Annotated in this window: 23 protein-coding genes, 1 tRNA gene, 1 pseudogene and 1 CRISPR repeat array; of the genes and pseudogenes, 5 read left to right on the top strand and 20 right to left on the bottom strand. The window is 45.3% G+C overall.

The annotated features are described in order from the left end of the window. Nucleotides 1-61 precede the first annotated feature (61 nt). The 3 genes from QOR60_RS01830 to QOR60_RS01820 all read right to left on the bottom strand — a co-directional run bounded on the left by QOR60_RS01830 (nucleotide 62) and on the right by QOR60_RS01820 (nucleotide 2,206). The gene (locus QOR60_RS01830) at nucleotides 62-1,264 is read right to left on the bottom strand and encodes an acetate/propionate family kinase (RefSeq protein ID WP_283581653.1); all 1,203 of its coding nucleotides are present in this window, start codon (nucleotides 1,262-1,264) and stop codon (nucleotides 62-64) included. A 77-nt stretch (nucleotides 1,265-1,341) separates the two neighbouring features. Continuing rightward, on the bottom strand, nucleotides 1,342-1,671 hold the full coding sequence (locus tag QOR60_RS01825; RefSeq protein WP_283581652.1) for a hypothetical protein: 330 nt from the start codon (nucleotides 1,669-1,671) through the stop codon (nucleotides 1,342-1,344). A 91-nt stretch (nucleotides 1,672-1,762) separates the two neighbouring features. After that, entirely contained in the window at nucleotides 1,763-2,206 is a 444-nt protein-coding gene (locus QOR60_RS01820) for a universal stress protein (protein WP_283581651.1), read from the bottom strand. A gap of 189 nt (nucleotides 2,207-2,395) precedes the next feature. On the opposite strand from QOR60_RS01820, the gene QOR60_RS01815 reads away from it, so the two are divergent. From QOR60_RS01815 to QOR60_RS01805, 3 genes and pseudogenes are all read left to right on the top strand, one after another. Beyond that, a tRNA-Leu gene (locus QOR60_RS01815) sits at nucleotides 2,396-2,480 on the top strand. A 280-nt stretch (nucleotides 2,481-2,760) separates the two neighbouring features. Then, nucleotides 2,761-3,960: pseudogene (locus QOR60_RS01810) on the top strand (ISL3 family transposase). Between the two features lie 118 nt (nucleotides 3,961-4,078). Then, nucleotides 4,079-5,494, top strand: coding sequence for an ISL3 family transposase (locus tag QOR60_RS01805; RefSeq protein ID WP_283581650.1), 1,416 nt, complete (start codon nucleotides 4,079-4,081; stop codon nucleotides 5,492-5,494). 231 nt (nucleotides 5,495-5,725) lie between these two features. Continuing rightward, a CRISPR array of direct repeats spans nucleotides 5,726-7,413; the repeat unit is 36 nt; unit sequence GTACTCAACCTTATTGATTTAACATCCTTCTGAAAC. Between the two features lie 29 nt (nucleotides 7,414-7,442). On the opposite strand, the gene csn2 is transcribed toward QOR60_RS01805, so the two are convergent. The 5 genes from csn2 to QOR60_RS01780 form a co-directional block, all read right to left on the bottom strand. After that, a complete protein-coding gene (gene csn2 / locus QOR60_RS01800; protein WP_283581649.1) occupies nucleotides 7,443-8,114 on the bottom strand; it encodes a type II-A CRISPR-associated protein Csn2 in 672 nt (223 codons plus the stop codon). Continuing rightward, nucleotides 8,111-8,416 carry a CRISPR-associated endonuclease Cas2 gene (gene cas2 / locus QOR60_RS01795; RefSeq protein WP_283581648.1) on the bottom strand — a complete coding sequence of 102 codons (306 nt, stop codon included), beginning with the start codon at nucleotides 8,414-8,416 and terminating at the stop codon, nucleotides 8,111-8,113. The genes csn2 and cas2 overlap by 4 nt, the downstream gene beginning before the upstream one ends. Next, entirely contained in the window at nucleotides 8,394-9,302 is a 909-nt protein-coding gene (cas1, locus tag QOR60_RS01790) for a type II CRISPR-associated endonuclease Cas1 (protein ID WP_283581647.1), read from the bottom strand. The genes cas2 and cas1 overlap by 23 nt, the downstream gene beginning before the upstream one ends. A 197-nt stretch (nucleotides 9,303-9,499) precedes the next feature. Beyond that, entirely contained in the window at nucleotides 9,500-13,561 is a 4,062-nt protein-coding gene (gene cas9 / locus QOR60_RS01785; RefSeq protein ID WP_283581646.1) for a type II CRISPR RNA-guided endonuclease Cas9, read from the bottom strand. A gap of 428 nt (nucleotides 13,562-13,989) precedes the next feature. Continuing rightward, nucleotides 13,990-14,892, bottom strand: coding sequence for a DMT family transporter (locus QOR60_RS01780; RefSeq protein ID WP_283581645.1), 903 nt, complete (start codon nucleotides 14,890-14,892; stop codon nucleotides 13,990-13,992). A gap of 100 nt (nucleotides 14,893-14,992) precedes the next feature. On the opposite strand from QOR60_RS01780, the gene QOR60_RS01775 reads away from it, so the two are divergent. Continuing rightward, on the top strand, nucleotides 14,993-15,373 hold the full coding sequence (locus tag QOR60_RS01775) for a YlbF family regulator (protein WP_283581644.1): 381 nt from the start codon (nucleotides 14,993-14,995) through the stop codon (nucleotides 15,371-15,373). A gap of 199 nt (nucleotides 15,374-15,572) precedes the next feature. Here QOR60_RS01775 and glnA read toward each other — a convergent pair whose 3' ends face one another. The 4 genes from glnA to miaA all read right to left on the bottom strand — a co-directional run bounded on the left by glnA (nucleotide 15,573) and on the right by miaA (nucleotide 19,606). Further along, nucleotides 15,573-16,913 (bottom strand): type I glutamate--ammonia ligase, encoded by a 1,341-nt coding sequence (gene glnA / locus QOR60_RS01770; RefSeq protein ID WP_283581643.1) that lies wholly within the window; start codon nucleotides 16,911-16,913, stop codon nucleotides 15,573-15,575. Nucleotides 16,914-16,934: 21 nt separating this feature from the next. Then, nucleotides 16,935-17,324 carry a MerR family transcriptional regulator gene (locus QOR60_RS01765; RefSeq protein WP_283581642.1) on the bottom strand — a complete coding sequence of 130 codons (390 nt, stop codon included), beginning with the start codon at nucleotides 17,322-17,324 and terminating at the stop codon, nucleotides 16,935-16,937. 80 nt (nucleotides 17,325-17,404) lie between these two features. Continuing rightward, nucleotides 17,405-18,664: a methionine gamma-lyase family protein gene (locus tag QOR60_RS01760; protein WP_408612546.1), complete on the bottom strand. Its 1,260-nt coding sequence runs from the start codon at nucleotides 18,662-18,664 to the stop codon at nucleotides 17,405-17,407. A 12-nt stretch (nucleotides 18,665-18,676) separates the two neighbouring features. Continuing rightward, nucleotides 18,677-19,606 (bottom strand): tRNA (adenosine(37)-N6)-dimethylallyltransferase MiaA, encoded by a 930-nt coding sequence (gene miaA, locus QOR60_RS01755; protein WP_283581640.1) that lies wholly within the window; start codon nucleotides 19,604-19,606, stop codon nucleotides 18,677-18,679. 136 nt (nucleotides 19,607-19,742) lie between these two features. Between miaA and QOR60_RS01750 the strand changes: the two genes are divergently transcribed. Next, entirely contained in the window at nucleotides 19,743-19,919 is a 177-nt protein-coding gene (locus QOR60_RS01750) for a DUF3042 family protein (protein ID WP_283581639.1), read from the top strand. Between the two features lie 64 nt (nucleotides 19,920-19,983). On the opposite strand, the gene QOR60_RS01745 is transcribed toward QOR60_RS01750, so the two are convergent. The 8 genes from QOR60_RS01745 to dnaJ all read right to left on the bottom strand — a co-directional run bounded on the left by QOR60_RS01745 (nucleotide 19,984) and on the right by dnaJ (nucleotide 26,085). Then, on the bottom strand, nucleotides 19,984-21,555 hold the full coding sequence (locus QOR60_RS01745; protein ID WP_283581638.1) for an ATP-binding cassette domain-containing protein: 1,572 nt from the start codon (nucleotides 21,553-21,555) through the stop codon (nucleotides 19,984-19,986). A gap of 168 nt (nucleotides 21,556-21,723) precedes the next feature. Beyond that, a complete protein-coding gene (locus QOR60_RS01740) occupies nucleotides 21,724-22,125 on the bottom strand; it encodes a rhodanese-like domain-containing protein (protein ID WP_326520555.1) in 402 nt (133 codons plus the stop codon). A 14-nt stretch (nucleotides 22,126-22,139) separates the two neighbouring features. Next, complete coding sequence (locus QOR60_RS01735) at nucleotides 22,140-23,102, bottom strand: ROK family glucokinase (RefSeq protein WP_283581637.1); 963 nt, start codon at nucleotides 23,100-23,102, stop codon at nucleotides 22,140-22,142. Between the two features lie 18 nt (nucleotides 23,103-23,120). After that, on the bottom strand, nucleotides 23,121-23,336 hold the full coding sequence (locus QOR60_RS01730; RefSeq protein WP_283581636.1) for a YqgQ family protein: 216 nt from the start codon (nucleotides 23,334-23,336) through the stop codon (nucleotides 23,121-23,123). A gap of 84 nt (nucleotides 23,337-23,420) precedes the next feature. Next, nucleotides 23,421-24,095, bottom strand: a complete 675-nt coding sequence (locus QOR60_RS01725; RefSeq protein WP_283581635.1) for a rhomboid family intramembrane serine protease — start codon at nucleotides 24,093-24,095, stop codon at nucleotides 23,421-23,423. Beyond that, the gene (locus QOR60_RS01720; protein ID WP_283581634.1) at nucleotides 24,067-24,645 is read right to left on the bottom strand and encodes a 5-formyltetrahydrofolate cyclo-ligase; all 579 of its coding nucleotides are present in this window, start codon (nucleotides 24,643-24,645) and stop codon (nucleotides 24,067-24,069) included. Before QOR60_RS01720 ends, QOR60_RS01725 begins: the two co-directional genes overlap by 29 nt. 58 nt (nucleotides 24,646-24,703) lie before the next feature. Beyond that, complete coding sequence (gene rpmG, locus QOR60_RS01715; RefSeq protein ID WP_283581633.1) at nucleotides 24,704-24,853, bottom strand: 50S ribosomal protein L33; 150 nt, start codon at nucleotides 24,851-24,853, stop codon at nucleotides 24,704-24,706. A gap of 98 nt (nucleotides 24,854-24,951) precedes the next feature. After that, nucleotides 24,952-26,085 carry a molecular chaperone DnaJ gene (gene dnaJ / locus QOR60_RS01710; protein ID WP_283581632.1) on the bottom strand — a complete coding sequence of 378 codons (1,134 nt, stop codon included), beginning with the start codon at nucleotides 26,083-26,085 and terminating at the stop codon, nucleotides 24,952-24,954. Nucleotides 26,086-26,098: the final 13 nt, after the last annotated feature.

Raw genomic sequence — 26,098 nt, 5'->3', positions numbered from 1 at the left:
TCGTTCCTCCAAATAGCAAACAAGCAGTTCCCCGAAGGTCACTGCTCGTTTAAAGCTCTAATTACTGCGCCTCATGCGCAAGCCGCTGCACGTCCCGCGCAATCATTAACTCTTCGTTGGTCTTAACCCGCAGAGCCGTAACCGCTGAATCCGGCGTTGAAATCACGCAATCGCCGTTCGGGTGCTCGTTGGCGGCAGAATCAAGTTTAATACCCATGTAAGCCAACCGGTCAAGCACCAGTTTCCGGATTGGGGCTGAATTTTCCCCGATACCGGCGGTGAAGATAATCGCATCCACCCCGCCCATTTCGGCAACGTACTGGCCAATGTAGCGCACAATGTTCCGCACGAAAATGTCCAGGGCAAGCTGGGCCCGGTCGTTTCCGGCCGCAGCCTGTGCAAGAATATCACGCATATCCGATGAAATTCCGGAAATTCCCTTTAATCCAGCTTCGTGGTTCAGGAGGGTCACCATTTCGTTTCCGGTGGTAATCCCCAGCTTGTCCATGACAAACCCAACCAACGATGGGTCAACATCTCCGGAACGAGTTCCCATCGTCAGCCCAGCCAAGGGGGTAAAGCCCATTGACGTATCAAACGACTGCCCGTTTTGAACGGCACAAATGGATGAACCGTTTCCTAGGTGGCAACTAATCAGCTTTAACTGCTCGTACGGCTTTTCTAAGATTTCCGCCGCCCGCTGGGTAACGTACCGGTGGCTCGTTCCGTGGGCTCCGTACCGCCGCACACCCCATTTTTCGTACCACTCGTACGGTACGCTATAAATGTAGTTCTCTGGTGGCAGGGTCTGGTGGAATGACGTATCAAACACCGCAACGGAAACTGCATGCGGAAGCAATTCCCTAAAGGCCTGAATTCCCGCCCCGTTTGCCGGATTATGCAACGGTGCGTATTCGGCCAGTGCCTTAATCTGCGCCACGTCGTCATCGCCAACAATTACCGATTGCTTATACGCTTCCCCACCAGCAACAACCCGGTGGCCGACCCCGGTAATTTCTTCGGGGTCCGTTACAATTGATAACTGCCGAAGGAGCTTCATCAACAGACCCACCGCCGCCTTATGGTCCGGCACCGGCGTTTCCTCTGTGTACTTTTCACCAGCCTGATTCTTAATCGTCACCCGCGAACCGTCAATCCCAATCCGCTCAATCTGCCCCGCTGCTAATTCTTCTTCGGCGGGCATTGCAAAGAGTTTGAATTTCAGACTTGAACTCCCCGAATTAATTGCCATAATCTTCTCCACGCTAAGTCCTCCTTTTTTGTAACCGTTATCATCACGATACTATGGTATCGCAAAAAACGTTCGCTGAAAACCCACCTTTAGCTTCCACGGGCAATCAGCTTTGCTTCCTGAATATTGGATTGCCGAACAACGATGCTGGCAACCGTATAAAGATCCAGGAAGAAACACAGTTCCGTAAAGGAACCACTAAAAATCATCACCACCGCAATTACAAAAAGCACCTGACTTAACAGAATCCACTTCCGGCGATCATGGCGCAGCTGACTAATAGCAACTTGTTGGCCCGCTGTTAACTCAACGGGGCCCCGCTGACCAAGCTGTTGACGCCAGCTGATTAATTGCCGGTTGAGGCGAAAACTAATTACCCCTAAAACCAGCAATGCCACCACAACAATGGCTGTTCCCATGCAATCCTCCCCTTTAATAAAGCAAGGGTCGTGACTCCTCATCACGACCATCGCTTAACTAATTACATCAAATTAGCCGGTTCTCGTCCTTCTAATGAACGATAATCACATCACAGTTGGCCAACCGGATAACGTAGTCCGTCACCGCTCCGACTAAAACGCGTTCCACGGCATTTAACCCAGTCGGTCCCATTACAATCAAGTCCGTGTTATGGTCCGCCGGAAATTCCTTTGAAATCACCGACCGGGGAGAACCATACCGAATATGTGGCTCAATATCCTCAAAGCCCGCTTCCTTAACCTTTTTGACTAGTCCATTAACGTAGTCCTCAGCATCCTGAAATGTCTGGTAAACAACATCGCCACTAGTATCCACGACCCCACCAAAGTTAACCGTAAACTGCTTTAAATCAATGACGTTCAAAATATCAAGGTGGGCGTTATTCCGCCGGGCAATCTCGACAGCCCGCTTCAATGAATTCTCAGCCGTAGCTGACCCATCGACCGGAACAAGAATGTTCTTGTACTCTTGCATTCTGCTCACTTCCCAATCTTTTTTATGGTTTGATTATATCATAAACACCGCCCAGACTTCCTATTATATTAACGGGAAACTGCTTCTTAAAGCACTCTTTACGTTTCTGGCCATTAAAGACAAAACTGAAAATTGTTCTTGCATTCCAGACAAAATCATGTATACTAATACAGTAAGCTTTTGAGCGATGCCACTGTGGCGGAATTGGCAGACGCGCAGCGTTCAGGTCGCTGTTCGGGTTACCCGAGTACAGGTTCGACTCCTGCCAGTGGCATATTAACGTATTGATATATCAACGTTTATGACGGTTTTGACCGTTATTTGGCTCTATAATATTCAGCACTGATGGAGAAAAATCCACCAGTGCTGTTTTTGCTATCATGGTTTATAAAAAAAGAGATGAAAAAAGGTAGCTCGCTTGGAGCTACCCCACTAAAACCACGGACAGTTTTATCAGAGATTTAGTTGGAATTAAAGACCTAACGCTCAAATTTGATCCACGTTTTTCTAACCCAACGGCGCCAACCGCAGATGGAACCTTGATTATTCATCTAATGCAAACCTATCCCATGACTTGTCCCCTTTGTGGGCGGCCAATGTTGAAAAACGGGTTTCAGACGGTCGATATTAAGGGCTATCCGCAGTGTGGGACGCCGGCGATTCTGCGCATTCGTAAACAAAAATATCTTTGTCGTCCTGATTCGCTATGCCCGCGTACGGTGACTAAGATTGCTGCTGTGATGGGAATTAATCATCGTTACCGCATCGCCAATGCAGTTCGGTATCGCGTCGTTCAAGAATTCCATACCAACCAGTCATGCGGCGCAATCGCGCAGCGTTTATCGATTTCAACGACCACGGTTCTTAGAGTCTTACGCTTAACGCAATCAGATCTGCAGGTTAACCATAATTGGTTACCCCGGGCGATTGCCCCGGATGATTTTAAGGGCGGACCATGGAGTGCCAATGAAATGAGTATGATCTTAGTTAATCCTGAAAATGGTCGCTTGTTAGACGTGCTTCGCTCCCGCAAAAATGATTATTTAACGCATTACTTTAATCAATATCCGTTAGCCGTCCGGCAGCGAGTTCAGGCGGTTGTCGTTGATTTATATGATCCGTACCGGCCACTAATTAAACAATTATTTCCGCACGCCGTTGTGATTGCGGATTGCTTCCATATTGTGGGCGAATGTAACCGCGCTCTCCAAAATGTTCGTCGCCAAGTAATTAAAGCCCGTGGGGCGAAAAGCCATGTTGGGCGGGCGTTAAAACGTTATTGGAAACTGTTGAGTCAAGATTAAACTAAGGTTGATTACCAACACTTCCGGCGCCGCCGGAACTTCCGTTACGCCGCTTTGACTGATAGTGAAGTAATCAATCGGTTATTAAAAATGGATCCAACGCTGGCCGCTACCTACGCTTATTATCAGGAACTTTTATTCTGCGTGCATCATCGTGATGCTGAGCGTTTTAACCAGCTGATTGCGGTGCCACTTCAGCGCCTTCCGGAGGCATTAAAACGGGTTCAGCGTACCTTTCGCAAACATGCCGCTGAGATTATCGCTAGCTTTAAGTGTCAGCTTTCAAACGGCCCGGTTGAAGGCATTAACAATAAAATCAAAGTGATTAAACTGGTTGCGTATGGTTACCGGAACTTTGATCATTTCCGGAGCCGGATCCTCTTATCCTGTCGGAACGAATACATTGATTTTGACCACCTGAATACACAAAAAATAGCGGCTCTACACTAAATCCTGTTGATATGGTTAAATGTTAAACTATATCAACAGGATTTTTGAGTACTATGACCAATAAAAAAGAGCCATAGTACCCAAAATCCACCAATACCCAAACAAAGGACTTGATACTATGAACTCCATTAACGATTATATCCACTTTGCGCTCGATATTGAAGACAATAATATTGTTTTTACTGGTTATAAAACAGAACTACGACATAGCCGACGAGTGAAAGTCTATTATGGCACCCTTAAAGCGACAGCTAAACGTTGTTCATCATGTGGCTTTTCAACGCTCGTTCACAACGGAAGTGCTCGCGTGTCAATGCCATACCTGACGGTGGACGCTTCGCGGCCAGTTTATCTTGATTTACGCAAAGAACGATTACGTTGCCAACAATGTCACGCCACGATGATGGCCACGACACCGCTTGTTGATCGTCATTGTCATATCAGTAATGTCGTTAAACAGAAGGTGCGGATTAAGTTAACCCGTCAATTGGCAATGACAGAGATTGCGGCAGATACAGGGGTCTCCCCCAGTACAGTGGCCCGTGAATTAGCGACCGTCACTGACTTTCCGCAAGTTAAACAAGCCGGTTTACCAGTAAACTTAGCCTTCGATGAGCTTCGCGGCGTTGGCCACCAGCTACATTTTATCTGTTTAGATAACGATACCCATCGGATTTATCAAATTCTGGGTCAACGCGACCAACGGTCACTCTTGAATTACTTTAACGGCTTCTCAGCGGCTGAACGCGCTCGGGTTCAAACGATTACGCTCGACCTCAACTACCATTATCAAACGATTATTAAGCGTCTTTTCCCACATGCGATGATTGTTCTGGATCGTTTTCATCTCTGCCAAATGGTTAACCGGGCTTTTAATCAACTACGTGCGCAGATTACTAAAGACTTTGACCCGCATTCGCAGGCCTACAAGTACCTCAAGTTTGGCTGGAAACAGTATTTGATTGCCAGTGATCAGTTAAGTACGCACAATTACTATGATGTTCATCTTCAACAATGGATGTCGCCCGTAGAACACGTTAATAATGGCCTTCAACTTAATGAACAGCTAAGTAATACTTACGATGTTATGCAGGAGATTAACCATGCTTTACGACAGCGTGACCACCAGCGCCTCGCGGCGTGCTTAAACCAAACGCACCACGTCGGCCCCCAAATGCAGGGTGTTTTACGAAGTCTAAAACATAATTACCAGTATGTCATTAATGGCGCATGTTCGCCGTACTCAAATGGTGCTTTGGAGGGCACGATTCGGAAAATTAAACAGCTCCAACGGGTGGCATACGGTTTCCGCAATTACGATCAGCTTATCCGCCGAATTATGTTGCTTGAGAATGCGAAGATACCAAAAAGAGGCTGGGAAAAAACTCCCAGTTCATTAAAAAGAGCCGGACGAGGAATCAAAAGCGATTCATCGTCCGGCTTTTCATATACACGTAAAAGTGATTCTATAATGGCGGTATCAGTAGGTTTCTTCATCAATACTTCATATTATAGAGCCAAAAAAACGAGCTAAATTTTTTGAAAAGTCATGGAATTTAGCTCGTTTTTCTTTATTCAAAGCTGAGAAAAATTAGTTTTTTCCCAGCCTCAATCTCTTCATCAACAGGATTTGACAAAGAGCCAAAATAGCTTAACGGAAATCCGTTAAACTATTTCGAAAATCACTCATCAGTGTTTGTTGACAAAGAGCCTTGATTTAATATCCTTCTGAAACCCGTGACTGGAGTTTTGCAACGTCTGCATTGTACTCAACCTTATTGATTTAACATCCTTCTGAAACTGTATTCCGGTCAACGCCGGCCATGAGGTTGTACTCAACCTTATTGATTTAACATCCTTCTGAAACAGAAAGAACCACGTATGCTAATAATGGTGCGTACTCAACTTTATTGATTTAACATCCTTCTGAAACGCAAAAGTCGCAATACACCGTTGGGATACCGTACTCAACCTTATTGATTTAACATCCTTCTGAAACTGAGATGTTTGTTAATCTCGTCAATCTCTTGTACTCAACCTTATTGATTTAACATCCTTCTGAAACTGGTCGGCGGTATCATCGGAACAATCGGGAGTACTCAACCTTATTGATTTAACATCCTTCTGAAACGTTCGATCAGCTCGATGCAACGGTGTCGTTGTACTCAACCTTATTGATTTAACATCCTTCTGAAACATTCTATCCGTTGACCTAACTCCGGTCGCGGTACTCAACCTTATTGATTTAACATCCTTCTGAAACATCGTGGCGGGGTTTGTCGCGTTGGCGTTGGTACTCAACCTTATTGATTTAACATCCTTCTGAAACGTGTTTAAATATCTACCCACGACTGATACAGTACTCAACCTTATTGATTTAACATCCTTCTGAAACCTCAACTTTGACACCTTTCTCTGCCCAGGTTGTACTCAACCTTATTGATTTAACATCCTTCTGAAACCGTCATTTTACCACACAAAACCCCAAAATCGTACTCAACCTTATTGATTTAACATCCTTCTGAAACGATAAGAACGGGCAGCCGACTGAGTTAGCGGTACTCAACCTTATTGATTTAACATCCTTCTGAAACAGTAGTGCGCGTGCACTTTAGTAAACTGCAGTACTCAACCTTATTGATTTAACATCCTTCTGAAACAAACAAATCGAAATAAATACCGTTGGTAAAGTACTCAACCTTATTGATTTAACATCCTTCTGAAACTGTTGCCGATGGAATACTTACGCCGCCCGAGTACTCAACCTTATTGATTTAACATCCTTCTGAAACGTGATGAAGTGCGGAAGTTGTTTAATTCCCGTACTCAACCTTATTGATTTAACATCCTTCTGAAACCAAGAATAGCACCGTTTACCAGCTGTGCCGGTACTCAACCTTATTGATTTAACATCCTTCTGAAACGTTAATATTAATGTTAAAACACAACCGGGAGTACTCAACCTTATTGATTTAACATCCTTCTGAAACGGTGATTAATCACGTCCAACGGCACTCCGTGTACTCAACCTTATTGATTTAACATCCTTCTGAAACACTTAATGGCGTCCTCTTCGGACTTACCCGGTACTCAACCTTATTGATTTAACATCCTTCTGAAACCTCATTTTGCGGCGTGTCCGCTGTTCCGGCGGTACTCAACCTTATTGATTTAACATCCTTCTGAAACTATTGAGTTGAACGTTGGTGACAACCGGATGTACTCAACCTTATTGATTTAACATCCTTCTGAAACATTGTCGACACGCAGGATACCATGTACTTTGTACTCAACCTTATTGATTTAACATCCTTCTGAAACTAACCCCATCGAATAACGCAAGGAACCCTTGTACTCAACCTTATTGATTTAACATCCTTCTGAAACAAACAACTGGCATGTTTATGTGTACCGGCAGTACTCAACCTTATTGATTTAACATCCTTCTGAAACCGGCATTTTATAATTATGCTCTCATAATTTCAGGGCCGCCAATCAACAAAGTCCTCGTCAATATAGTAACAAATACAGTTTTTATAGAAATTAAGATCTTCTAATTCTATAAATTCAATAATCAAGGCCGAAGTTTTAAGCTCTGCATTCAATCTAACAATTTCTTGTAGTTGATTCCGAGATAAATAATTAGCAACATTACTTAATCCAATACAAGAAGTGTCATTACATTCTCTATGCAGTTTAAAATCCGCCTCAATTATAACATATGGATTCATACAGATTGAAGGTGACAAATGAATTTTACTGTTTTTGAATACCCTCTTTAAATTTCCGTCATAAGAAACTTCCAGGGGTAAATCCATATAAAGCATCGCATCTTGAATAGCAGTATATAAATCATTCTCACATTTATTGATCTGATTTCGTTGTTCATCAGTTATAGAAGAAACAAGCGCATTTACTAATTCAGTGTTATATTTACTCATTAGGTTTTGACTATCAATGATATCTCCATCCCAATCCATCGCCTTACTTATATCGATTCGTTGATAATCATCATCAAAAAAATTAACTTTGTCGTTAAATCCCTGCAGGCCTAAAATAACATCTGAGTATACCGAACGATTATTTGTTCCCAAAACTGTAATCTCTCCTGATAATAGATCGAATGGCTTATGACCCATATAATTCATTTTCATAATATGATCGTCCTTTCCGATGAATTTCGAACATCATCCCTCTCCTTCCCAACTAAGAAGTGCATATCATTATATTGCTTCTCCGTTAACATTAAAGTCTGAATAATCCCTTCTTTCGGTAAAAATGTACTTATTCTCTTTTCCAAAAAATTAGCAGCCTTTCGATTAACACATACTCTAACATAAACCGAATATTGAATCATCAAGAATCCTTCATTTATCAGCTTCTTTCTAAAAATCCGATACGCTTTACGTTGTTTCCCCGTTTCCATTGGCAAATCAAACATAACCATTAATCGCATTACTCGGTACCTCATTCTTAAATTCCACCTCGATTTGCATTGAGTCACTTTCTTTGTTTAGATAGTTCATACACTTTCTCACATAGACAGGAATAATATTTCTTAATAACATTGTTTTTCCGTTATAGTTTAATTCAATGTTCAGCATATCAACTAGTCCATACTTAATATCGGGGGTTAGTTCATTAAATTTTTGTCCTGACACCCAATAATCAACAATTGGTCGAAAACATTCCATTAAGTCAGAGCCCAAGTTAAATTGATTTTCATTACTATGATGATGAATACCTAACTGGGTTAAATATCCTACCGAAACAATTTCTTTATTGATTATTGACAATAAAATTGAATAACCATAGTCCAACGCTGCATTGATTGCTGATGAATTACGGCGACTAAAATTTTGTTTATTGAATAATCTTGGAAAATATTTCTGAGCAACAACCGCTTCGCGATTAGTCGGATCACCAATCTCTAATTTGTCAATTTCTTGCTCTAAATCTTCGTATTCAATCCCCCTTAATTTTAATATATTTAACTGATTAGTCATTTTTGATCTAATAATCTTCGTCCAAAGTTTTTGCTTTTGATTATCTTCCCAAGAAATCTGTTTTTCTAAAAGACCTAAAGAACGATTATTAGGATAATATCCTACTGTTTCACAAATTGGTTGATTTTTCAAATCCGTAAATATGATTTTTGCATTTTGATGTGTAAGCTCACTTATTAAGGCGCTACTGATAACCGCTTGCGTAGTGGAAATTAATAATAAATCAATATCTTCAATTGGGATTTGGTTAATTCCATCTTTTGTTTGAACTCTCATCATATGTGCAGAATAAGATAACTTAGCATGTTGCGTTATAATTACCGATCGCCAACCCATAAAAACTCCTCCTTGACAAATTAGTTATTCACTTTATACAATTAAGTTGTCGGGTGATTCCCGAGTATTTAAACTTATTGATTTAACATCCTGAGTTGAAATCAAACAAGGCTTTTTGCCAAGTTTAAATTTGTGAGCTGTTCTATGACAGCCATTTAAAAACCGCTCTTTTTAGAGCGGTTTTTCTATGTTCAATTTTATAAATCTTTTAGTTTCACTCTTCTTTCAATTAAACCTGTTGGTGATTGATAAATTAATTCAGCATTGGAAGAAAGTTTAATTCCAGTTGGGATCTGTAGTTTACCAAATGGAGTTAAAATTTTTATTTTCTTTAGGTCACCCAAAGTTGCATTTGCATGAAGACCATCTAACATGTTATCTAAGACATTCTCTTTTTCTCCAATACTCAATTTCTTAAACAAATCAAGCCCACTATTCAATCGCTCTCTAAATTTATTAATATCATACAGTGCGTAATACTTATTCACTTTATCAAGAATATCTACATATACATTCTCTAATTCTTCATCTGTATTTTCTTTTTTCCCAATTCGAGCAAGAATATTAACCGACTTCCTAGAAAGTGTTAACTGACTCGCATTATACTTGTATGTTGAACTTCCTAATGTAAATTTCTGATCGCCATCAACTATTAATTGACCAAAAGAAACTTTTCCAAGTATAATTTCAAATTTATTAATCTTCTTAGTTACCTCACCTGTTTTTCTATCTTTCTTTATTTGAATAAATTGAGGAGTCAATTCTTCCTTCAGTGCTTTAAGATACTCCTGATGTCCTTCTCTTTCTGCTTGCTGTAGTTTGCTTAATGAACGCATCGGAACTCCGACAACCTGATATTTATCTTTCTGCTTTACAATTGCTAAATAAGCATCATTATTTGAAGTGTATCCGCCATAAATATCAACTGGCTTATTATTTTTAATTCGTATTAATTTTTTAGATGATGCTGTCGAAGCTGGAAAAATAGTCTGCTTAAACATGTTATTTTCATTCGTATAAACTTCCCTTGAAACTGGTAAAACTTTAGACATGTAAGCCCGTTCAAGATGCTCAAATACGTCTTGCTTATTCATTACGATTTGTCCATCATACTCAATTACATCTTTGTTCTCAATGTCACTCAGGAAATTAAATGTTTTTAAATTCTTAACCGCATTATCACTTAATTTCTTGAAATCGTTATATACAAAATAACTTCTTAATTTTGGATAACGCTTATATAAATAGAGCCCAATTATATTTACAATATACGCATCAAATCCATGATGGAAATCATTTAAATTACGTAGCTTAGTAAATCTAAATTTATCTCTAAGTTGATGCGTCAATGCTGCTTTGATTTCAATGATTTCAGTATCTTCATTCTGGTACTTTTCAGTTAAAATTGATGAAACTAATTTAACAACTTGTGAAGTTTCAACCAATTGTCGCTTTATAAATCCCTTCTTAGTATATTTCCTGATTTTTTCAGGATCCGTCGTTAAGTTCAGATATTCTTTCCTAGAAATCAAGTTATTTTCACTCAATTTTTGCCAAAATCCACGAATCGTTTTTGCTCCTAATACCTGATCCGGCATTGAATTATTTCCAAATAACTTCAAAGGTACTCTGCTCGACTTATCGTTATTGACTGCACGTGAAACAAGAACTCGATTATCCAATGAATCATCTTTAATAAACGCTTGCGGAAGAATATGATCAATATCGTAATTACTTAAATTATCAATGTCTAACTTTTTACCTGTATAAGCGTCCCGACCTAATTGAGTAAAGTACAAATACAATCGATCTGAATAATCTTTATTGTTATTTTTACTCTTTAATTCTGTTAATAATGAATCATCCGTAATCTCTTTGGCAATATTCTTATATACATTTTGAATATACTGCATCCTTGATTTTGTTCGTTCTGATTTTTCATTACTTCGCGTAAATTCAATTGAAATCGCAGTTGGTGCATAACCCATTACGTTTTCAATATCGTTAACTACCTTAACAACTTTCCAAATTGCCTTTTTATTTTGCGGTGAAGTATATGCATCTTCTAAAACAGCTTTAACATCATTCTTACCTACAAATTTTTCATTATATTTAGCAATTTGCTCTGAAATATTATCGGATGTAACAATTTGCATTAGGTTATCGTTGGTATTCCACATTCGATCGATAATCCGTTGACCATTCTCATCAAAAATTCCAGTTAACAGTTTCTTTGATAACCGGCCCCATCCTTGCAATCTCAATCCTTTTAATCTACGGTATTCATCTTCAGACAACCATGAAATTTTCTGAAGCTTATCCATAAAAATATCGTTATCTTCGAACACAGTTGCCCATTCAATGATTTTTTCTAAATCATCTGTGTAATCAGGATTATCCACCTTTTCTCCAAAAATGTCTTTAAATTTCAAGTACGTAGCTAAATTTGAATTGAATTTAGTCTCATCAGACAATCCTGAAATTCGAGGCGTTGTTAAATATTCCCCAGTACTTTCCAAGTAATCTTGCAACTTCGTTACCGACACTGTTTTATTCCGAGTAAATAAGTTTTCAAAAATTCCTTGTTTTTCAGAAACCGTCAACTTTTTATCGTTAATTCGAAGATTATTTAATTCATCGAGAACTTTGAATTTTTGATATAATAAACTATTATCAGGTAAAACATCTTCTCCTAACAAATACGTATCCTTAGTTGTCATTCGCTTAATGAAATTTTCTGCTGATTGTTTTCGATCAACTTTTTCATCAAAATTCCATGGGGTAATTCTTCCCTGCTCTTTTCTGATCATCCATGCAAATTTAGCATTATTATCCTTGTTGGTATCATTTCTTTCAATCATTGGTCCAACATAATATGGAACACGAAATGCAACTAATTCATCCAATTTATATTTGGCTTCATTGCGTCGCTTTTCATTTGGATTTAGTTCAGCTAACCAAGGATAATATTTTGCTTGGTTTTCAATAATTTTATCAAGTTCTTTTTGATGAAGTTGCCGCGGAATTACACCATTTGCGGACGTCCTTTGCTTGGGCATAAAATTATCTAGTTCAATCGCTCCTTGTAAAGTCGCAGCTTCTTCAAATTCATCATGTTTCTTTAAGATTTTAGAAACTTCACCTACAAAATCATCCTTAGAATATGATCTCAATTTTTCATCTTTACGATTAATATAATTTGAATAAGCCTGCTTCAGTAACCTAGCATCTTTTTTATCAACTCTTTGAATTAGCTTTTTATATAATTTAAGTTGATCTTGATGTGTTTTATATTTTTCAATCATTGATTGCGATAAACTTTGACCATTAGGAACAATCTCATTCAATGTTACCCAATCATGAATTTCCTTAACTAAATTTGTTATTTCAATTTCATTCTTATCCATACTTGCTTCCAAGCTGGCTAACTTATCATCAATTCCTTCATCGTCAAAAGAAAATGTCCAATCACTTTGGTTATCAACGTCTTTTTGTAAGAGAACATTTAGCTTGATTTTATAGCCAATAATTGCTTTCGCAAATTGATCGGTAACCTGTTTATTTACCTTTAATAAAACTTTATTTGAAGTCTTTTCAAGTAATAACTCTTTAACCTGTTTTTGCTTATCAAGTTTACGTAGATCAAAATTTAAAAGTAATTTTTCGACTTCATCAATATTTTCATTATTAATTACTACTTTGTTTTCATCCAAAAGCTGATTAATAGCATCAATATCCGACTTCAAATTAATTTTTGAAATGTTAAAAGAATTAACTGATGTTGATTTAAGGAAATTACCACGATATTTTACAATGTGATGAATTGCAATATAAATCTCACGTAAATCAAATTTCTTGTCTTCGTTCATCAACTTATCTCTTAAATGATAAATTGTTGGATATTCATCGTAAAAATTCGTATCTCTCTTCTCGGGAAACAATAATGAACCTTGAAACTTTTTATTTGAATCTAAAGGTGAAATATTTGAATCCTTTAAACGTGCAAAAAAGGTTGGGTCAACTTCTGCCATATAAGGATCAAAAAATTCCTCCAACAATTTTAACCGCCATTTCCGCCGTGACAGTCTTCTTCGAGTTGTTCTAAATCCCCGTCGATCAGCCGCCGTTTGTCCTTCTTTGAACAAAGTAACGCCCATCGTCTTCTTATGTTTTTTCTTTAACAAATGATAATTTTCATCCATGATTGACCAACCAACCGATGAAGTTCCAATATCTAAACCAACATAATATTTTTTCATACAATATAACCTCTCAAATCAACTTATGATTATTACCAATAACTATTAAAAGAAAGTCACTAAATATGTCTTTCTCGTGAATATATCATTCCAAAATGTCCGTATTATTTACTCTACATCCTATATTGAATCTAAGCATCTACCCCATAAACTGTTATTTATTAAATACCAACTTATCAATAATCCATTTTACTAATAAAGTGGTTATACCATCACATGTACAAGACGTAAATCCCTATTTACTGTATTCCAAATCTCCTTTTCACTCCATTAAGGCTATCTTCATTTTAACCAATACATTATCATAGTAAAGCGTTTTCTCATCATTCTAGTAATATAAACATATCTCTCAAACAGTCCATATTTCCTCATTCTTACTTCGCATCGCACAAGCCTGAACTACACACCTAAAACGGTCCGCTTTAGCCTCACCGCCGTTCCTTCCGCGGCTGATAGCTCAGCCCCATCACCGCCACGATAATAAGGAACGATCCCACTACCAGCGCCGGGGTCAGGTGCAATCCCATGAAGAGGACCGAGCCTGCCGTGGCTGCTAGCGGTTCAAACGCATCCAGCAACCCCGTTACGGTTGGGGACACGTGCCGCAGCGTGGTGGTGTACGCCACAAACGGGAAAATGGTCCCCACAACCACAATTAACGTAAACCAGCCCACGACCGCCCCGGTTACGTGCACGGGTGGAAAATGGGGATGAATGACGGTTAGGACGATTCCCCCAATGAGAAGGCCCCAGCCCGTAATTTCGAGCGAGCCAAAGCGGTCCATCAGTGGCCGCGGGGTGAGCGTATCAGTCATCGCCCCCACCGCGGATAAAAGGCCAAATACCAGCACTGGCACCGTGAGTGCGAGATGGGTAAACCGGCCGTTGGTAGCAACCACCACCACCCCGAAAAAGGCGACCACCGCACTAATCAGCTCCAGCCGACTAGGCCGTTCGTGGTGCACCACTGCCATGTACAGCATGATGAAAAACGGCCCGACAAACTGCAGGATTGTCGCAATCGCCGCGTTGCCGTACTGGACTGCCAGGAAGTAGAAGAGCTGGTTGGGCACCAATCCCACAAGCCCGTACACGAGTGCCTGTCTGATACTCCGGCCGGTCGCCAGCATCCGCAAAAGGTGATGGCCGGTGAATTGTGTCAAAAGAAGCGTCATCACACCACTGGTAACCATTCGCATCTGCGTTAGGGCAAACGCCGTCATTCCGGGAGCGGCCGCAAAGAGCGCCTTCGCAAAGATCCCCGAAATTCCCCAGCACGCGCATGCCACTGCGCCCACCAGAATCCACCCAAGATGCTGTTTTTGTTGCACAATCATTCCTCCTTACCGTTCCCCATTATACCCCTGGTGGTACCGGTTTAGCGGGTTGTATGGTACATTTAGGGTAGATGAAATCAAAGGAGGCCTTTATATGGCAATTAACATTTATGATACGGTCAACCAGCTCGCCAAGGAGCTTCCGCAAACCGAGCAGTACAACAACGTTAAGCTCGCCTTTGCCGCCTTAAAGAACGACCTGATGGCCTACAGCACCTACAAGAAGTTCATGGACTTACAGGCCAAGATGCGGACGAACCAGATGACTGGCCAACAGCCGAGTGAAGACGACCTTAAGCAACTGGAGGACCTCGCCAAGCAGATGCAGGACATGAAGCCAGTTCAAAACTTAATGGAAGCTGAACAGGCCCTCAACCAGCTGTTAAACGACATTAACGGCAGCCTGATGAAGCCGATCGAGGACATCTACAAAGAGCTCGGCCCGAGTGAGCCAAAGCAACCGGAATCTAAGTAAGCTGATTGCATGCATCTTTAACAACACAAAAGAGGTTGTGACATTAAGTCGCAACCTCTTTGCTATCTTTCCATAATCAGGTTTCAAAACAACCGAGCTTTGTGGAAGTACGAAAACCTCCGAATCTATGCTGGCGCGATTCGTTCGCTTTTCTGCTTCCACCACGCTCGGTTTTCTCCGTTTTGGAACCCTTTCTTTTTTAATACATCTGGAAGTACTGCTTCCGCTCCCAGTCACTTACTTGCTGACGGTAAGCGTCCCATTCGATCTTCTTACCTTCCACAAAGTTGTTGTACAGGTGACTGCCAAGCGCGTCCTTGATGACGTCGTCCTGCCGGAGTTCCTTCAAAGCGTTGTGTAACGTTGACGGCAGATCCACGATCCCATTGGCAGCCCGTTCTTCGTCCGTCATCGTGTAGATGTTGCGGTCAACGGCGGCTGCTGGTTCAATCTTGTTCTTTAATCCGTCAAGCCCAGCTGACAGGATAGTGGCGATTGCCAGGTACGGGTTAGCTGACGGGTCAACGCTCCGCAGTTCAAGCCGCGTTCCCACGCCCCGGGCAATCGGCACCCGGACAAGTGGTGACCGGTTTCGGCCAGACCAAGCAACGTAGACCGGAGCTTCGAAGCCTGGTACTAACCGCTTGTATGAATTAACAATCGGGTTGGTAACAGCCGTAAAGTTCCGGGCGTGCTTCAGCAACCCGCCAAGGAACCACCGCGCTTCGTCAGACAGCTGGTCGGCACCCTTTTCGTCAAAGAAGACGTTCTTGTCACCCTTGAACAGTGACATGTTGATGTGCATCCCTGAACCGTTGACCTGGGCCAGTGGCTTTGGCATAAACGTTGCGTGCAGACCGTGCTTACGGGCAACCGTCTTCACAACCAGCTTGAACGTCTGGATGTTGTCGCAGGCGTGGAGGGCGTCGGCGTACTTGAAGTCGACTTCATGCTGGCCAGGAGCGACTTCGTGGTGGGAAGCCTCAACGTCAAACCCGAGCTTTTCGAGTTCGAGCACGATTTCCCGCCGGCAGTTTTCCCCTAAGTCCACCGGAGCCAGATCGAAGTAACTCCCCTGGTCGTTGAGCTTCTTAGTCGGGTTGCCGTTTTCGTCCATCTTGAAGAGGAAAAATTCTGGTTCCGGCCCGATGTTAAAGTCGGTAAAGCCTAATTCCTTCATTTCATCAAGCACCCGCATCAGGTTGTTCCGCGGATCGCCCATGAACGGGGTCCGGTCAGCGTTGTACACCTTGCAAATTACCCGCGCAATCTTGCCGTGCTCGCTGTCCCACGGGAAAATCATCCACGTGGACAGGTCCGGGTACAGCCACATGTCACTTTCTTCAATCCGGGTGTACCCGTCGATTGAAGAACCGTCAAACATCAACTTGTTGTCCAGCAGTTTGTCTAACTGGCTCACCGGAACCTCAACGTTCTTAATCGTTCCGTACAGGTCCGTGAACATGAGGCGGAGGAACTGAACGTTTTCCTCCTTGGCAATGCGCCGAATGTCATCCTTCGTGTAGTTATGCTTTACCATGCGAATATCGCTCCTTTATTTTCAAGGCCGAAGACTGTGGTGGAGAGGTTGCTCAGCGTCGCCGTTCATCCCGCCGATGTTCATAAACTCCTGCCGGAGAATCCGCCGCATCTCATCGTCTGACAACGACTGCTGCAGCTTAGCCTGCTGTTGCTGGCGCTTCCGCTCCTGCTCAGCGTACACCCGCTTAATCCCCGCAATGTTAAACCCGTCGTGCAACAGGTCCTTAATTTCGAGGAGCCGGTCCACGTCGTTCAGCGAATACATCCGGTGGTTCCCCTCCGTTCGCTGCGGCACAACCAGCTGGTGTTCTTCGTAGTAGCGAATCTGCCGGGCAGACAAGTCCGTCAGTTTCATTACAGTTCCAATCGGTAGGACGGCAAGTGAACGCCGTAGTTCCTTCTCACGCATATCCTTCCTCCTCATATGTGCTTATCATAGCAAGCCCTAAAATATAAGTCAACGTTTCGTGTTAGCTTTTCTAACATCAATTACTGTTCTTCCGCAAAAAAGGTCTCGGCCACCGCGTGGGTCACCGCCACCTTGATGTGGGCGTACGCCAATCCGCCCTGGATGTACAGGCAGTACGGCTCCCGCAGCGGACCGTCACACGACAGCTCAATTGTCGAACCCTCGATAAAGCTCCCCGATGCCATGATGACCTTGTCCTCGTAACCGTCCATGTGGCTCGGAATCGGGTCAACAAAGGCATTCAACGCGGAGTGGTGCTGAATGGCCCCGCAGAACTTGATCATCGGCTCTGGTTTCCCAAAAATCACCTTCTGGACGATGTCCGTCCGCGGTTCGTCCCACTTCGGGCTAACATCCAGCCCCATCTTTTCAAGGAGCGCCGCCTCAAAGATGGCCCCCTTGATGGCATCACCGGTCGTGTGTGGCGCCATGAAGAAGCCCTCGAAGTAGTCGCGCATGTACGCGTACGTGGCTCCTTCGGCCTTACCGATTCCAGGGGCCATCAGCCGGGCGCCACACGCATCAATCAGGTCCTGCCGCCCCACGAGGAACGAGCCGGACTTAACAAAGCCCGCCCCCGCATTCTTGAAGAACGACCCTGCCATGAGGTCGGCCCCGTAGAACGTTGGCTCCTCCGTCTCCGAAAATTCGCCGTAACAGTTGTCCACGAAAATGATGACGTTTGGCAAAATCTGCCGGACAAACGCAATCATTTCCTTGATTTCCGCCACGGTGAAGCTGGCCCGGGTGGCGTACCCGCAGGACCGCTGGATGGCAACGACCTTGATGTGATCGTTGGCCCGCAGCTTTGCGGCCACACCGTCGTAGTCCACCTTCCCGTTCGGCAACAGTTCCGTCGTATCGAAGTCAATCCTAAAGTCCTTCATCGTTCCCGGGTTATCGCCGGCAATCCCGATGACTTCCTGGATTGTGTCGTACGGCGTGCCGGTCATGTAGTATAACGTGTCACCTGGCCGTAAGCATGCGAAGAGCCCGGTGGAAATGGCGTGCGTTCCCGTAGCCAGCTGCGGCCGGATTAACGCGTCGTCCGTTTTAAAGTAGTCAGCAAAGATTGATTCGAGCTTATCGCGGCCGATGTCATCCGTCCCGTACCCGGTCGACCCCACGAGGTCTTCTTCGGCCACGTGGTGTTCACGGTACAGGTCAAGCACGCGCTGCTGGTTGTAGAGCACCTGCTCGTCAATTTCCGCCAGCCGCGGTGCAATCTGCTGATCAACTTCCTTTACCATGTTCTGTAACTTTGCCGGTAAGCCGGCCATCCAATTCTTCATCTACTTCACCCCATCTTGTAACCACTGGTTAACGTCTGTCTCAATTTGGTGCTGCTGCTCCGGGTGGGCCACCAGGTCGTACCAGTGCACCGTCATCTGGTTGCGGAACCACGTGAGCTGCCGCTTGGCGTACCGGCGCGAGTTGCGTTTGACCAGTGCCACCGCGTCTTCCAGAGAAATTTGCCCCGCAAAGTACGGGTAAAGCTCCTTGTAGCCAATCCCCTTCCCGGCTGGCAAAGCGGCGCCGCCCTGCTCGTACAGCCACCGCGCTTCGTCTACTAGACCCGCTTCAACCATCGCGTCCACGCGGGCGTTGATCCGCGCGTACAGCACATCGCGCGCCGTCGTCAGCCCGATAATGTACGGGTCAAACGGCGCCGCATTCGCCTGCTGGGCAGAAAACCGTTTGCCGGTGCGCTCATAAACTTCCAGCGCCCGGACCACCCGCCGCTCGTTGTTGGGCGGAATCTTGGCGGCTGCCGGCGGATCCACATCGTTCAACCGGTTCCAGAGCGCCTGCCGCCCGTGCTCCTCCGCGTATGTATGCCACTTCCGCCGGAGCGTATCGTCGGTGTAGTGGTCGTTTCCCAGTGTCAGGTTATCCAACAGCGCCTGCAGGTAAAAACCCGTTCCCCCAACCAGGAGTGGCAGGTGCCCCCGCGCCGTAATTGCGGTGATTTGGCGGGTTGCCTGGTGCATAAAGCCCGCCACGGAGTACCGCTCCGTTACGTCCACGATGTCAATCAGGTGGTGGGGCACCACCTGTTGCTCTTCCGGCGTGGCCTTGGCCGTTCCAATGTCGAGGTGGCGGTACACCTGCATTGAATCGCCGGAAATGACTTCCCCGTTAAACCGCTGGGCCAATTCCAACGACAGTGCCGTTTTCCCCACCGCGGTCGGGCCCACAATTAACAGTACTTTCGGCTTCATCCGCCACCCTCCTTCCGGTTAAATCCTAAACCGCATTATACCATTTTAGGAGAAATTTTAAGCGCATTCCCTAGTATTTTTTCCGCCAATCCGCCATAATAAGGGTAACGGAACGAAGCAAAGTGAGGTGGACTTAATGAAGTCATTTGGTAAAGGTTTTGTTGTTGGTGTTGGCGCAACGCTTGGAGCATTAGCCGGGTGCGTGTACTACTTCAAGAAGACGGTTGTTGACCCAATCGAAGAGCGGGAAGCCGTTTTAGACGAGCACCGGAAGCGGGCCCTGCGGAAGAGCCGTTCAGCACACCAGGGATAAGAAGAATACGTGATTATAGCAAGAAGCGGACTGGGAGTTACCAGTCCGCTTCTTCTATGTTTAATTAAACTTGAACCTGGTACTCAAAGTACCCTAGTTCATTTTCACGGTGAGTGATACAGATGAATGTTTTTGATGGTTGATATTTTTGAAGTAGTTTGAAAAACTTACGCGTTGCCTCCTGATCAAGTCCACTAGTAATTTCATCAAAAAGGATGACATTCGCCGAAGACAAAAGTGCGCGAATAATCAAACATTTCTGCCGTTCACCATCAGATAAAGAATTAATAAGCTCCCCGCTTGTTTGCTCCTTAAATCTGCTAATGATATTGGGCGAAAAGTCAAAATATCGCATCATTTTCACTACCTGTTGCTCATCGACTTCGCTGTTCATGTACGTAATGTTATCGTAAATGCTCCGGTTAAACAGCACAGCATCTTGATTAACATACGTGACCTTTGCTTGCTGGGGGATCAAAATACTTCCTTTAATCGGCGTTAAGATTCCCGCAACTAGTTTAAGGATTGTTGACTTTCCCGCTCCATTAACGCCCACTAACACACTTGACGCATTGAGCGGAAACCGCGCGTTATATCCATCTAAAAGTAGCTCCCCTTTTTTATACTGATAAGAAACATTTTGTAAGCGAATTTCAGCCATTTTCTCCTGTTTTACTGATGAATTCTGATTAAAATCAATTACATTAAAATCCAACTGCCGTAAGGCTTCGACTAAACGGCCGAGAAGCTCCATTCCGGCAAGTAAATCACTCCCAAAATGTGATAAATTCATAATCGAATACACCATTACCAAAATGAGGGTAATTGCCTGGACTGTTCCCCTTGTTACCATACTTCCCCATCCAAATAATAAAATTACACACAATGTTAGTAGGAACTGTTGTGCCATATTTAGCCGATCAATCCGTCCTTGAACTCCACTGTATGCTTGACGTTCATTTTCAAGAACTTGTTGATAGGCATCACCCTCAAATGCAAAGGAACGGTATGAATAAACAGTATTTTTGTTTTTTAAATAATCATCCAATTGCTGATCTGCAACGATTTTACTATTAAGCGCATATTTAATTCCCTTTTTATTTTGACGGGATAATAAAATCGATCCCAACAAGTATAAGATGAAAAGAATAATATATCCGCTTCCTAAAAAAGCATTAATCGTTGCTAACGCAATGGCATAAACGACTAGCGTAATCGTCGACTTTAATAAATTGTTTAATACGTCGTGAACAATTCGTCGCAAGGATAGCGAAACTTCATTCACAATACTTTCGAGGGTTGCGTCCTTATATCCCAGAAAATATTCATACCGTTGGCGGGTTAGAAAGTAAAAAACAGTTAATTTAGAGTACTTCCGCACCATTTGTACCAGAAAACTAGTAATAAAGTTAGCAACCACCGGAAGAAGCAGCGTTACCGCAAATAATAGCAGCATCCTGTAATCAACCGTTTGGTGTCGCATAATCCGCGCTAGAATAAAGGGTTGACTGCAAATACCAATGTCACACAAAGTAATAATTAAGGCTGCTAAGGTTAGCTTTACTAATCCAATTTGATGAAAAAGATAACGGAGAAATTGAAATGCACTGTTTGCTTCTGACGTATGTGGTTTCATTATACTTTCCTCCCTTTTCGCTAACAGTTATTCGCCTAATTGATGTGAATTGTTCTCATTTGTTATTAACCTTATTATAATTATTAGTGCTAGCAATTCAATCCTTAATACAGAAAAAGGACTGATCCCTCAATTAGAATCAGTCCTTCAACCTAATATTCACATGCCCTAGTGCCCGGTCTTAACCTTACCGTCCCAGTCACTAAAGCCGTTCTTCAAAACCGCCAGGTCCGTAAAGCCCGCCTTCTTGAGCTTCTTGGCCACCTTTACGGCCAGCGTCTTCCCGTCCTCGTAGATATAGACGGGCCGGTCCTTCCGCAAAGCACTGATGAAGAGCTTAAACTGGGAATACGGCATGTTCCGTGCTCCCATGATGTGCTTCTTCTTGAAGCTCCGCTCCTCGCGCACATCAATCACCTGCGCGGTGTGAAGGCCCTTCTTAAACTCGTCGTTTTCCAATAACTTTGCGTAGCGCTTGGCGTTTAACGTGCTCAGCCACGGGCCGATAAACATCCACGCCAAGATCGCAACTAAAATAATATCAATCCAAAGCCAAATTGATGATTTCACGTCAATCCCTCTTCCTAATCAACAAACTGGAGTGCCAGTGAGGCTGCCCCAAGAACACCAGCCGTGTTTCCTAACTGGGCAAGCCGCAACTGCGTCGTCTCCCGAATCGTCGGGAAGGCGTAGTGCTCGAAGTAGTGCTCAACCTGGTCCAGCAAGAACTTCCCGGCGGCTGAAACGCCCCCACCAATCACGATGTAGGCCGGGTTGAGGATGCTTGAGATGTTTGCGCAGGCCATTCCCAGGTAGTGGCACACCTTGTCGACCACCATCTTGGCAAGCGGGTCATCCTCCTTGGCCAGATCAAAGACCAGCTTGGAAGTAATCTCTTCCCCCGCGTCACTCAGCTGCTTGAGCTCGGAGTTACCGGCGTACTCTTCGGCCATGTCGTGGGCAATGTGCACCACGCCGGTAGCGGAAGCGTACGTTTCCAAACAACCGTGATTACCGCACGTGCACAGGTAGCCTTCCGGTTCAACGTTGATGTGGCCGATTTCGCCGGCAGCCCGCATCCCGTGAAGGAGGTGACCGTCAGCGATAATTCCGCCCCCAACGCCGGTCCCGAGGGTCACGAAGACCACGTCGTTGGCGTTTTCGCCGGCGCCCATCCAGCGTTCCCCGAGGGCCGCCACGTTTGCGTCGTTATCCAGCACAAACGGAATCCGCGTGCCGGCTTCAATGCTTTCCTTCACGTTCTGGATGGTCCGCCAATTCAGGTTGTACGCACCGACCACCGTACCTGCCTCAATGTCAACCGTTCCGGGCGTCCCCATCCCAATGCCGTAAAAGTCATCCGGGGTCATGTTGTACATGTCCAGGTGGTGGTTAATTGATTCGATAATGTCCGGCACAATGTGGGACCCGTCATCTAAAATGTTGGTCTCAATGCTCCACTTCTGCTGAATCTCACCGTCCTTGGTGACGATCGCAAACTTAATCGTTGTTCCGCCCAGGTCAACCCCAATGAGCTTCTTTTCCATCTTTCGTATGCCTCCTGCCTAATTCTGCTTGGCCTGCTCGCGTTCCTCCTCAACCGCATGCTCCCGGTTTAACACGAGCTTCGCCTTCACGAAGGTCTGCTTATCGACCACGCCCGCCTCGTACAGGTGATCCAGTTCGAGGGCCATTAACTCGATGTCCCATAACCGCTTGCCCACGTAGACAAAAACGTTAAACTGTTTTAATAACTGCTGGACATCATACAGGGTTTTCATCCTGCTCGCCTCCCCACTGCGTTCAATCTGTCAAGGCAACACGATAGCATTATAGCATACCGCCGGCGTTGAATAAACCGCGGATTAGACCGCTTTCATCATTAACCCGTAACCGGCAATCAGAACAAGTCCGACCAGGGCCACGGCCGCTAGCCCGCGCTGCCACCAGGACACCCGGCCAACGCGCGGGGCAGCCAGGACGTACGCCAGCAAGAAGCCTCCGACCAAACCACCAAGGTGGCCTGCCAGATCAATCCCACTGCCAAACATGTCAAACACCACGTTCAACAAAACCAGCGTGAGGAAGGTCCGGGCCGTCTGCCGGATTCCCGGTTGTTCCCGAAACGCCACTCCTAGCATCAGGTACGCACCAAACAGCCCAAAGATGGCCGTGCTAGCCCCCGCCGAAACCGCCGGCGTGAAGAAATAGCTGGCAATGTTGCCGGCTATCCCGCTCCCCAGGTAGATTAGCAAAAAGCGCCAGTGGCCAAAGAGTGGTTCGGTGGCCACCCCCAGGAAATAGAGCGTCACCATGTTTAACACGATGTGCTGTACCCCCAAGTGCAAAAACATCGGCGTTATCAAGCGCCACCACTGGCCCACACTAATTAACTGGTTGATTTTTGCCCCAAAGGTCATCAGGACCTGCGGCTTCGTCGGTCCGCCCGCAAGCACCATCGCAATGAAAACCACCACGTTGATTGCAATCAGCAGGTCAGTCACCAGCGGTTTATTCCGCCACGTTTCGGTCAATCCCATTCACCCCAATCAAAAGTTTTATCCGGACGTCGGTCGGCTCAACGGGCCAATCCGCAACCGCAACTTGCCGGGCAGTATCCATCAACGCCACCGTTACGCCCTGGTAGTCCTGCAGGTAGCGGTCATAGTAGCCCCCGCCAAACCCTAACCGGTCATGCTGCGGGCTGAACGCCAGCCCCGGGACCACGATGAGGTCGATGGCCTCCTTGGCAAGCGCCGGTTGGGACGTATGCGGCTCCCAGATTCCCCCAAAGGGACTTTGCTGCCACGTAATGGCTGGTTGCAGGCAGTCCCAAAACGCCATCTGGCGGTGGGGTAAACAACGCGGCACCGCCACCCGTTTGCCGGCTGCCAACGCATGCTGAATAATGGGCCGGGTTGCCAGTTCCGTGCCGCTACTAATCGTGACGCCAATTGTCTGAGCGGCCTGCCACTCCGGCGATTGATACAGGTGTATCAAAATACTCTTTTCGTCGCAGTCCTGCTGGCCCGCCTGCACCGCCGCAGCGATTGCCGCCAGCTGCCGGTTCCGCGCTTCTTTTTTATCCATCGTTTTCTCCTTAAAAAACCACAAAGGGGGCCGTGATTCATCACGGTCCCCTCGCTGGTTACTTCGTTTCCTTGTGTAACGTAACCTTCCGCTGCTTTGGGCAGTACTTCTTCAGTTCAATCCGGTCCGGATTGTTCCGCTTGTTCTTACTTGAAAGGTACGTCTGTTCACCACATTCTGTGCACTCTAATGTGATATGTTCACGCATGCGTCTAACCTCCAAACTATTCGAATATATTCTACTAGCGCTAGGCTAACAGCAACCATTTTAGCATTTATTTTAGGGAAACGCTAGGGGGCCAACCATTACTTGTTGATCTTGTTCTTAATCCGTTCAAATAATGATTCGCTCGCCACGCTCTCCCCCGAAGCCACCGCAAAGTCCCGCAGTGCTTCCTTCTGCTTCTTGGAAAGCTTCTTTGGCGTTTGAATCTTGACGGTGACCTGCTCGTCACCGTTACCCGTTCCCCGCAGCCGTGGGGCGCCTTTGCCCCGCAGCCGGAAAGTCGTACCGGTCTGCGTTCCTGCTGGAATCCGCAACTCAACGTCCCCGTGAACGGTTGGCACCTTGATTTCATCACCCAGGGCAGCCTGCACGAAGCTGATCGGCTGGTCGAGATAAATTTCCGCCCCGTCCCGCTTAAACTGCTTGCTTGGGGCCACCCGGAACACGATGTACAGGTCACCGTACGGGCCACCGTTTTCACCGGCTTCACCCTGGCCCTGGAGCCGCATCTGGTTGCCGTCCTCAATCCCGGCTGGAACGGTGACTTCAATCGCGTGCTTCTCCCGCACGTGGCCAGTACCACCACACGTCGGGCACTTGTCCTTAATTTCCTTCCCGGTTCCGTGGCACACGTCACATTCCTGCTGGGAAACCATTTGGCCAAGCGGGGTTTGCCGCTGAACCTGGATGAATCCGCGCCCGCCACACCGGGAACACGTGACCGGCGAAGTTCCCGGCTTGGCACCCGTTCCGTGACAGTCCTTACACGTGTCTTCGCGGGTGTATTCGATGTCCGTCTTCTTCCCGAAGATGGCCTCCTTAAAGGTCAGGTGCATTTCATACTGCAGGTCGCGGCCCTGCCGTGGTGCGTTGGCCTGCTGGGCCGCACTCCGGCCACCGCCGAAGAACGAATTAAAGATGTCATCAAAGCCACCGCCAAACCCGCCGTTGAAGTTTGCGCCGCCAAAGCCGCCGGCACCCCCACCGTTAAACTGCTGTCCGGTTGACCCAAACTGATCGTACTGGGCCTTTTTTTGCGGGTCGCCGAGAATATCATAAGCGTCGTTGACTTCCTTAAACTTCTCTTCGGCTCCCGGCTCGTGGTTCAGGTCCGGGTGGTATTTCTTGGAAAGCCGCCGGTACGCCTTCTTAATTTCGGCGTCCGAGGCGTCCCGGTCAACGCCTAGTACCTTATACGGATCACTTTCAGCCATTTTCTTCCTCCAT

Source organism: Ligilactobacillus hohenheimensis (assembly GCF_947381805.1).
GTDB lineage: Bacteria > Bacillota > Bacilli > Lactobacillales > Lactobacillaceae > Ligilactobacillus > Ligilactobacillus hohenheimensis.
The sequence above is the reverse complement of the archived record's forward strand: the minus strand, read 5'-3'. Positions and strand labels throughout refer to the sequence as shown.

Coding starts and splice junctions, on each gene's coding strand:
- QOR60_RS01825 (WP_283581652.1), bottom strand. CDS start 1,671: ATGGGAACAGCCATTGTTGTGGTGGCATTGCTGGTTTTAGGGGTAATT.
- QOR60_RS01820 (WP_283581651.1), bottom strand. CDS start 2,206: ATGCAAGAGTACAAGAACATTCTTGTTCCGGTCGATGGGTCAGCTACG.
- QOR60_RS01805 (WP_283581650.1), top strand. CDS start 4,079: ATGAACTCCATTAACGATTATATCCACTTTGCGCTCGATATTGAAGAC.
- csn2 (WP_283581649.1), bottom strand. CDS start 8,114: ATGAAAATGAATTATATGGGTCATAAGCCATTCGATCTATTATCAGGA.
- cas2 (WP_283581648.1), bottom strand. CDS start 8,416: ATGCGATTAATGGTTATGTTTGATTTGCCAATGGAAACGGGGAAACAA.
- cas1 (WP_283581647.1), bottom strand. CDS start 9,302: ATGGGTTGGCGATCGGTAATTATAACGCAACATGCTAAGTTATCTTAT.
- cas9 (WP_283581646.1), bottom strand. CDS start 13,561: ATGAAAAAATATTATGTTGGTTTAGATATTGGAACTTCATCGGTTGGT.
- QOR60_RS01775 (WP_283581644.1), top strand. CDS start 14,993: ATGGCAATTAACATTTATGATACGGTCAACCAGCTCGCCAAGGAGCTT.
- glnA (WP_283581643.1), bottom strand. CDS start 16,913: ATGGTAAAGCATAACTACACGAAGGATGACATTCGGCGCATTGCCAAG.
- QOR60_RS01765 (WP_283581642.1), bottom strand. CDS start 17,324: ATGCGTGAGAAGGAACTACGGCGTTCACTTGCCGTCCTACCGATTGGA.
- QOR60_RS01760 (WP_408612546.1), bottom strand. CDS start 18,664: ATGGCCGGCTTACCGGCAAAGTTACAGAACATGGTAAAGGAAGTTGAT.
- miaA (WP_283581640.1), bottom strand. CDS start 19,606: ATGAAGCCGAAAGTACTGTTAATTGTGGGCCCGACCGCGGTGGGGAAA.
- QOR60_RS01750 (WP_283581639.1), top strand. CDS start 19,743: ATGAAGTCATTTGGTAAAGGTTTTGTTGTTGGTGTTGGCGCAACGCTT.
- QOR60_RS01745 (WP_283581638.1), bottom strand. CDS start 21,555: ATGAAACCACATACGTCAGAAGCAAACAGTGCATTTCAATTTCTCCGT.
- QOR60_RS01735 (WP_283581637.1), bottom strand. CDS start 23,102: ATGGAAAAGAAGCTCATTGGGGTTGACCTGGGCGGAACAACGATTAAG.
- QOR60_RS01730 (WP_283581636.1), bottom strand. CDS start 23,336: ATGAAAACCCTGTATGATGTCCAGCAGTTATTAAAACAGTTTAACGTT.
- QOR60_RS01725 (WP_283581635.1), bottom strand. CDS start 24,095: ATGGGATTGACCGAAACGTGGCGGAATAAACCGCTGGTGACTGACCTG.
- QOR60_RS01720 (WP_283581634.1), bottom strand. CDS start 24,645: ATGGATAAAAAAGAAGCGCGGAACCGGCAGCTGGCGGCAATCGCTGCG.
- rpmG (WP_283581633.1), bottom strand. CDS start 24,853: ATGCGTGAACATATCACATTAGAGTGCACAGAATGTGGTGAACAGACG.
- dnaJ (WP_283581632.1), bottom strand. CDS start 26,085: ATGGCTGAAAGTGATCCGTATAAGGTACTAGGCGTTGACCGGGACGCC.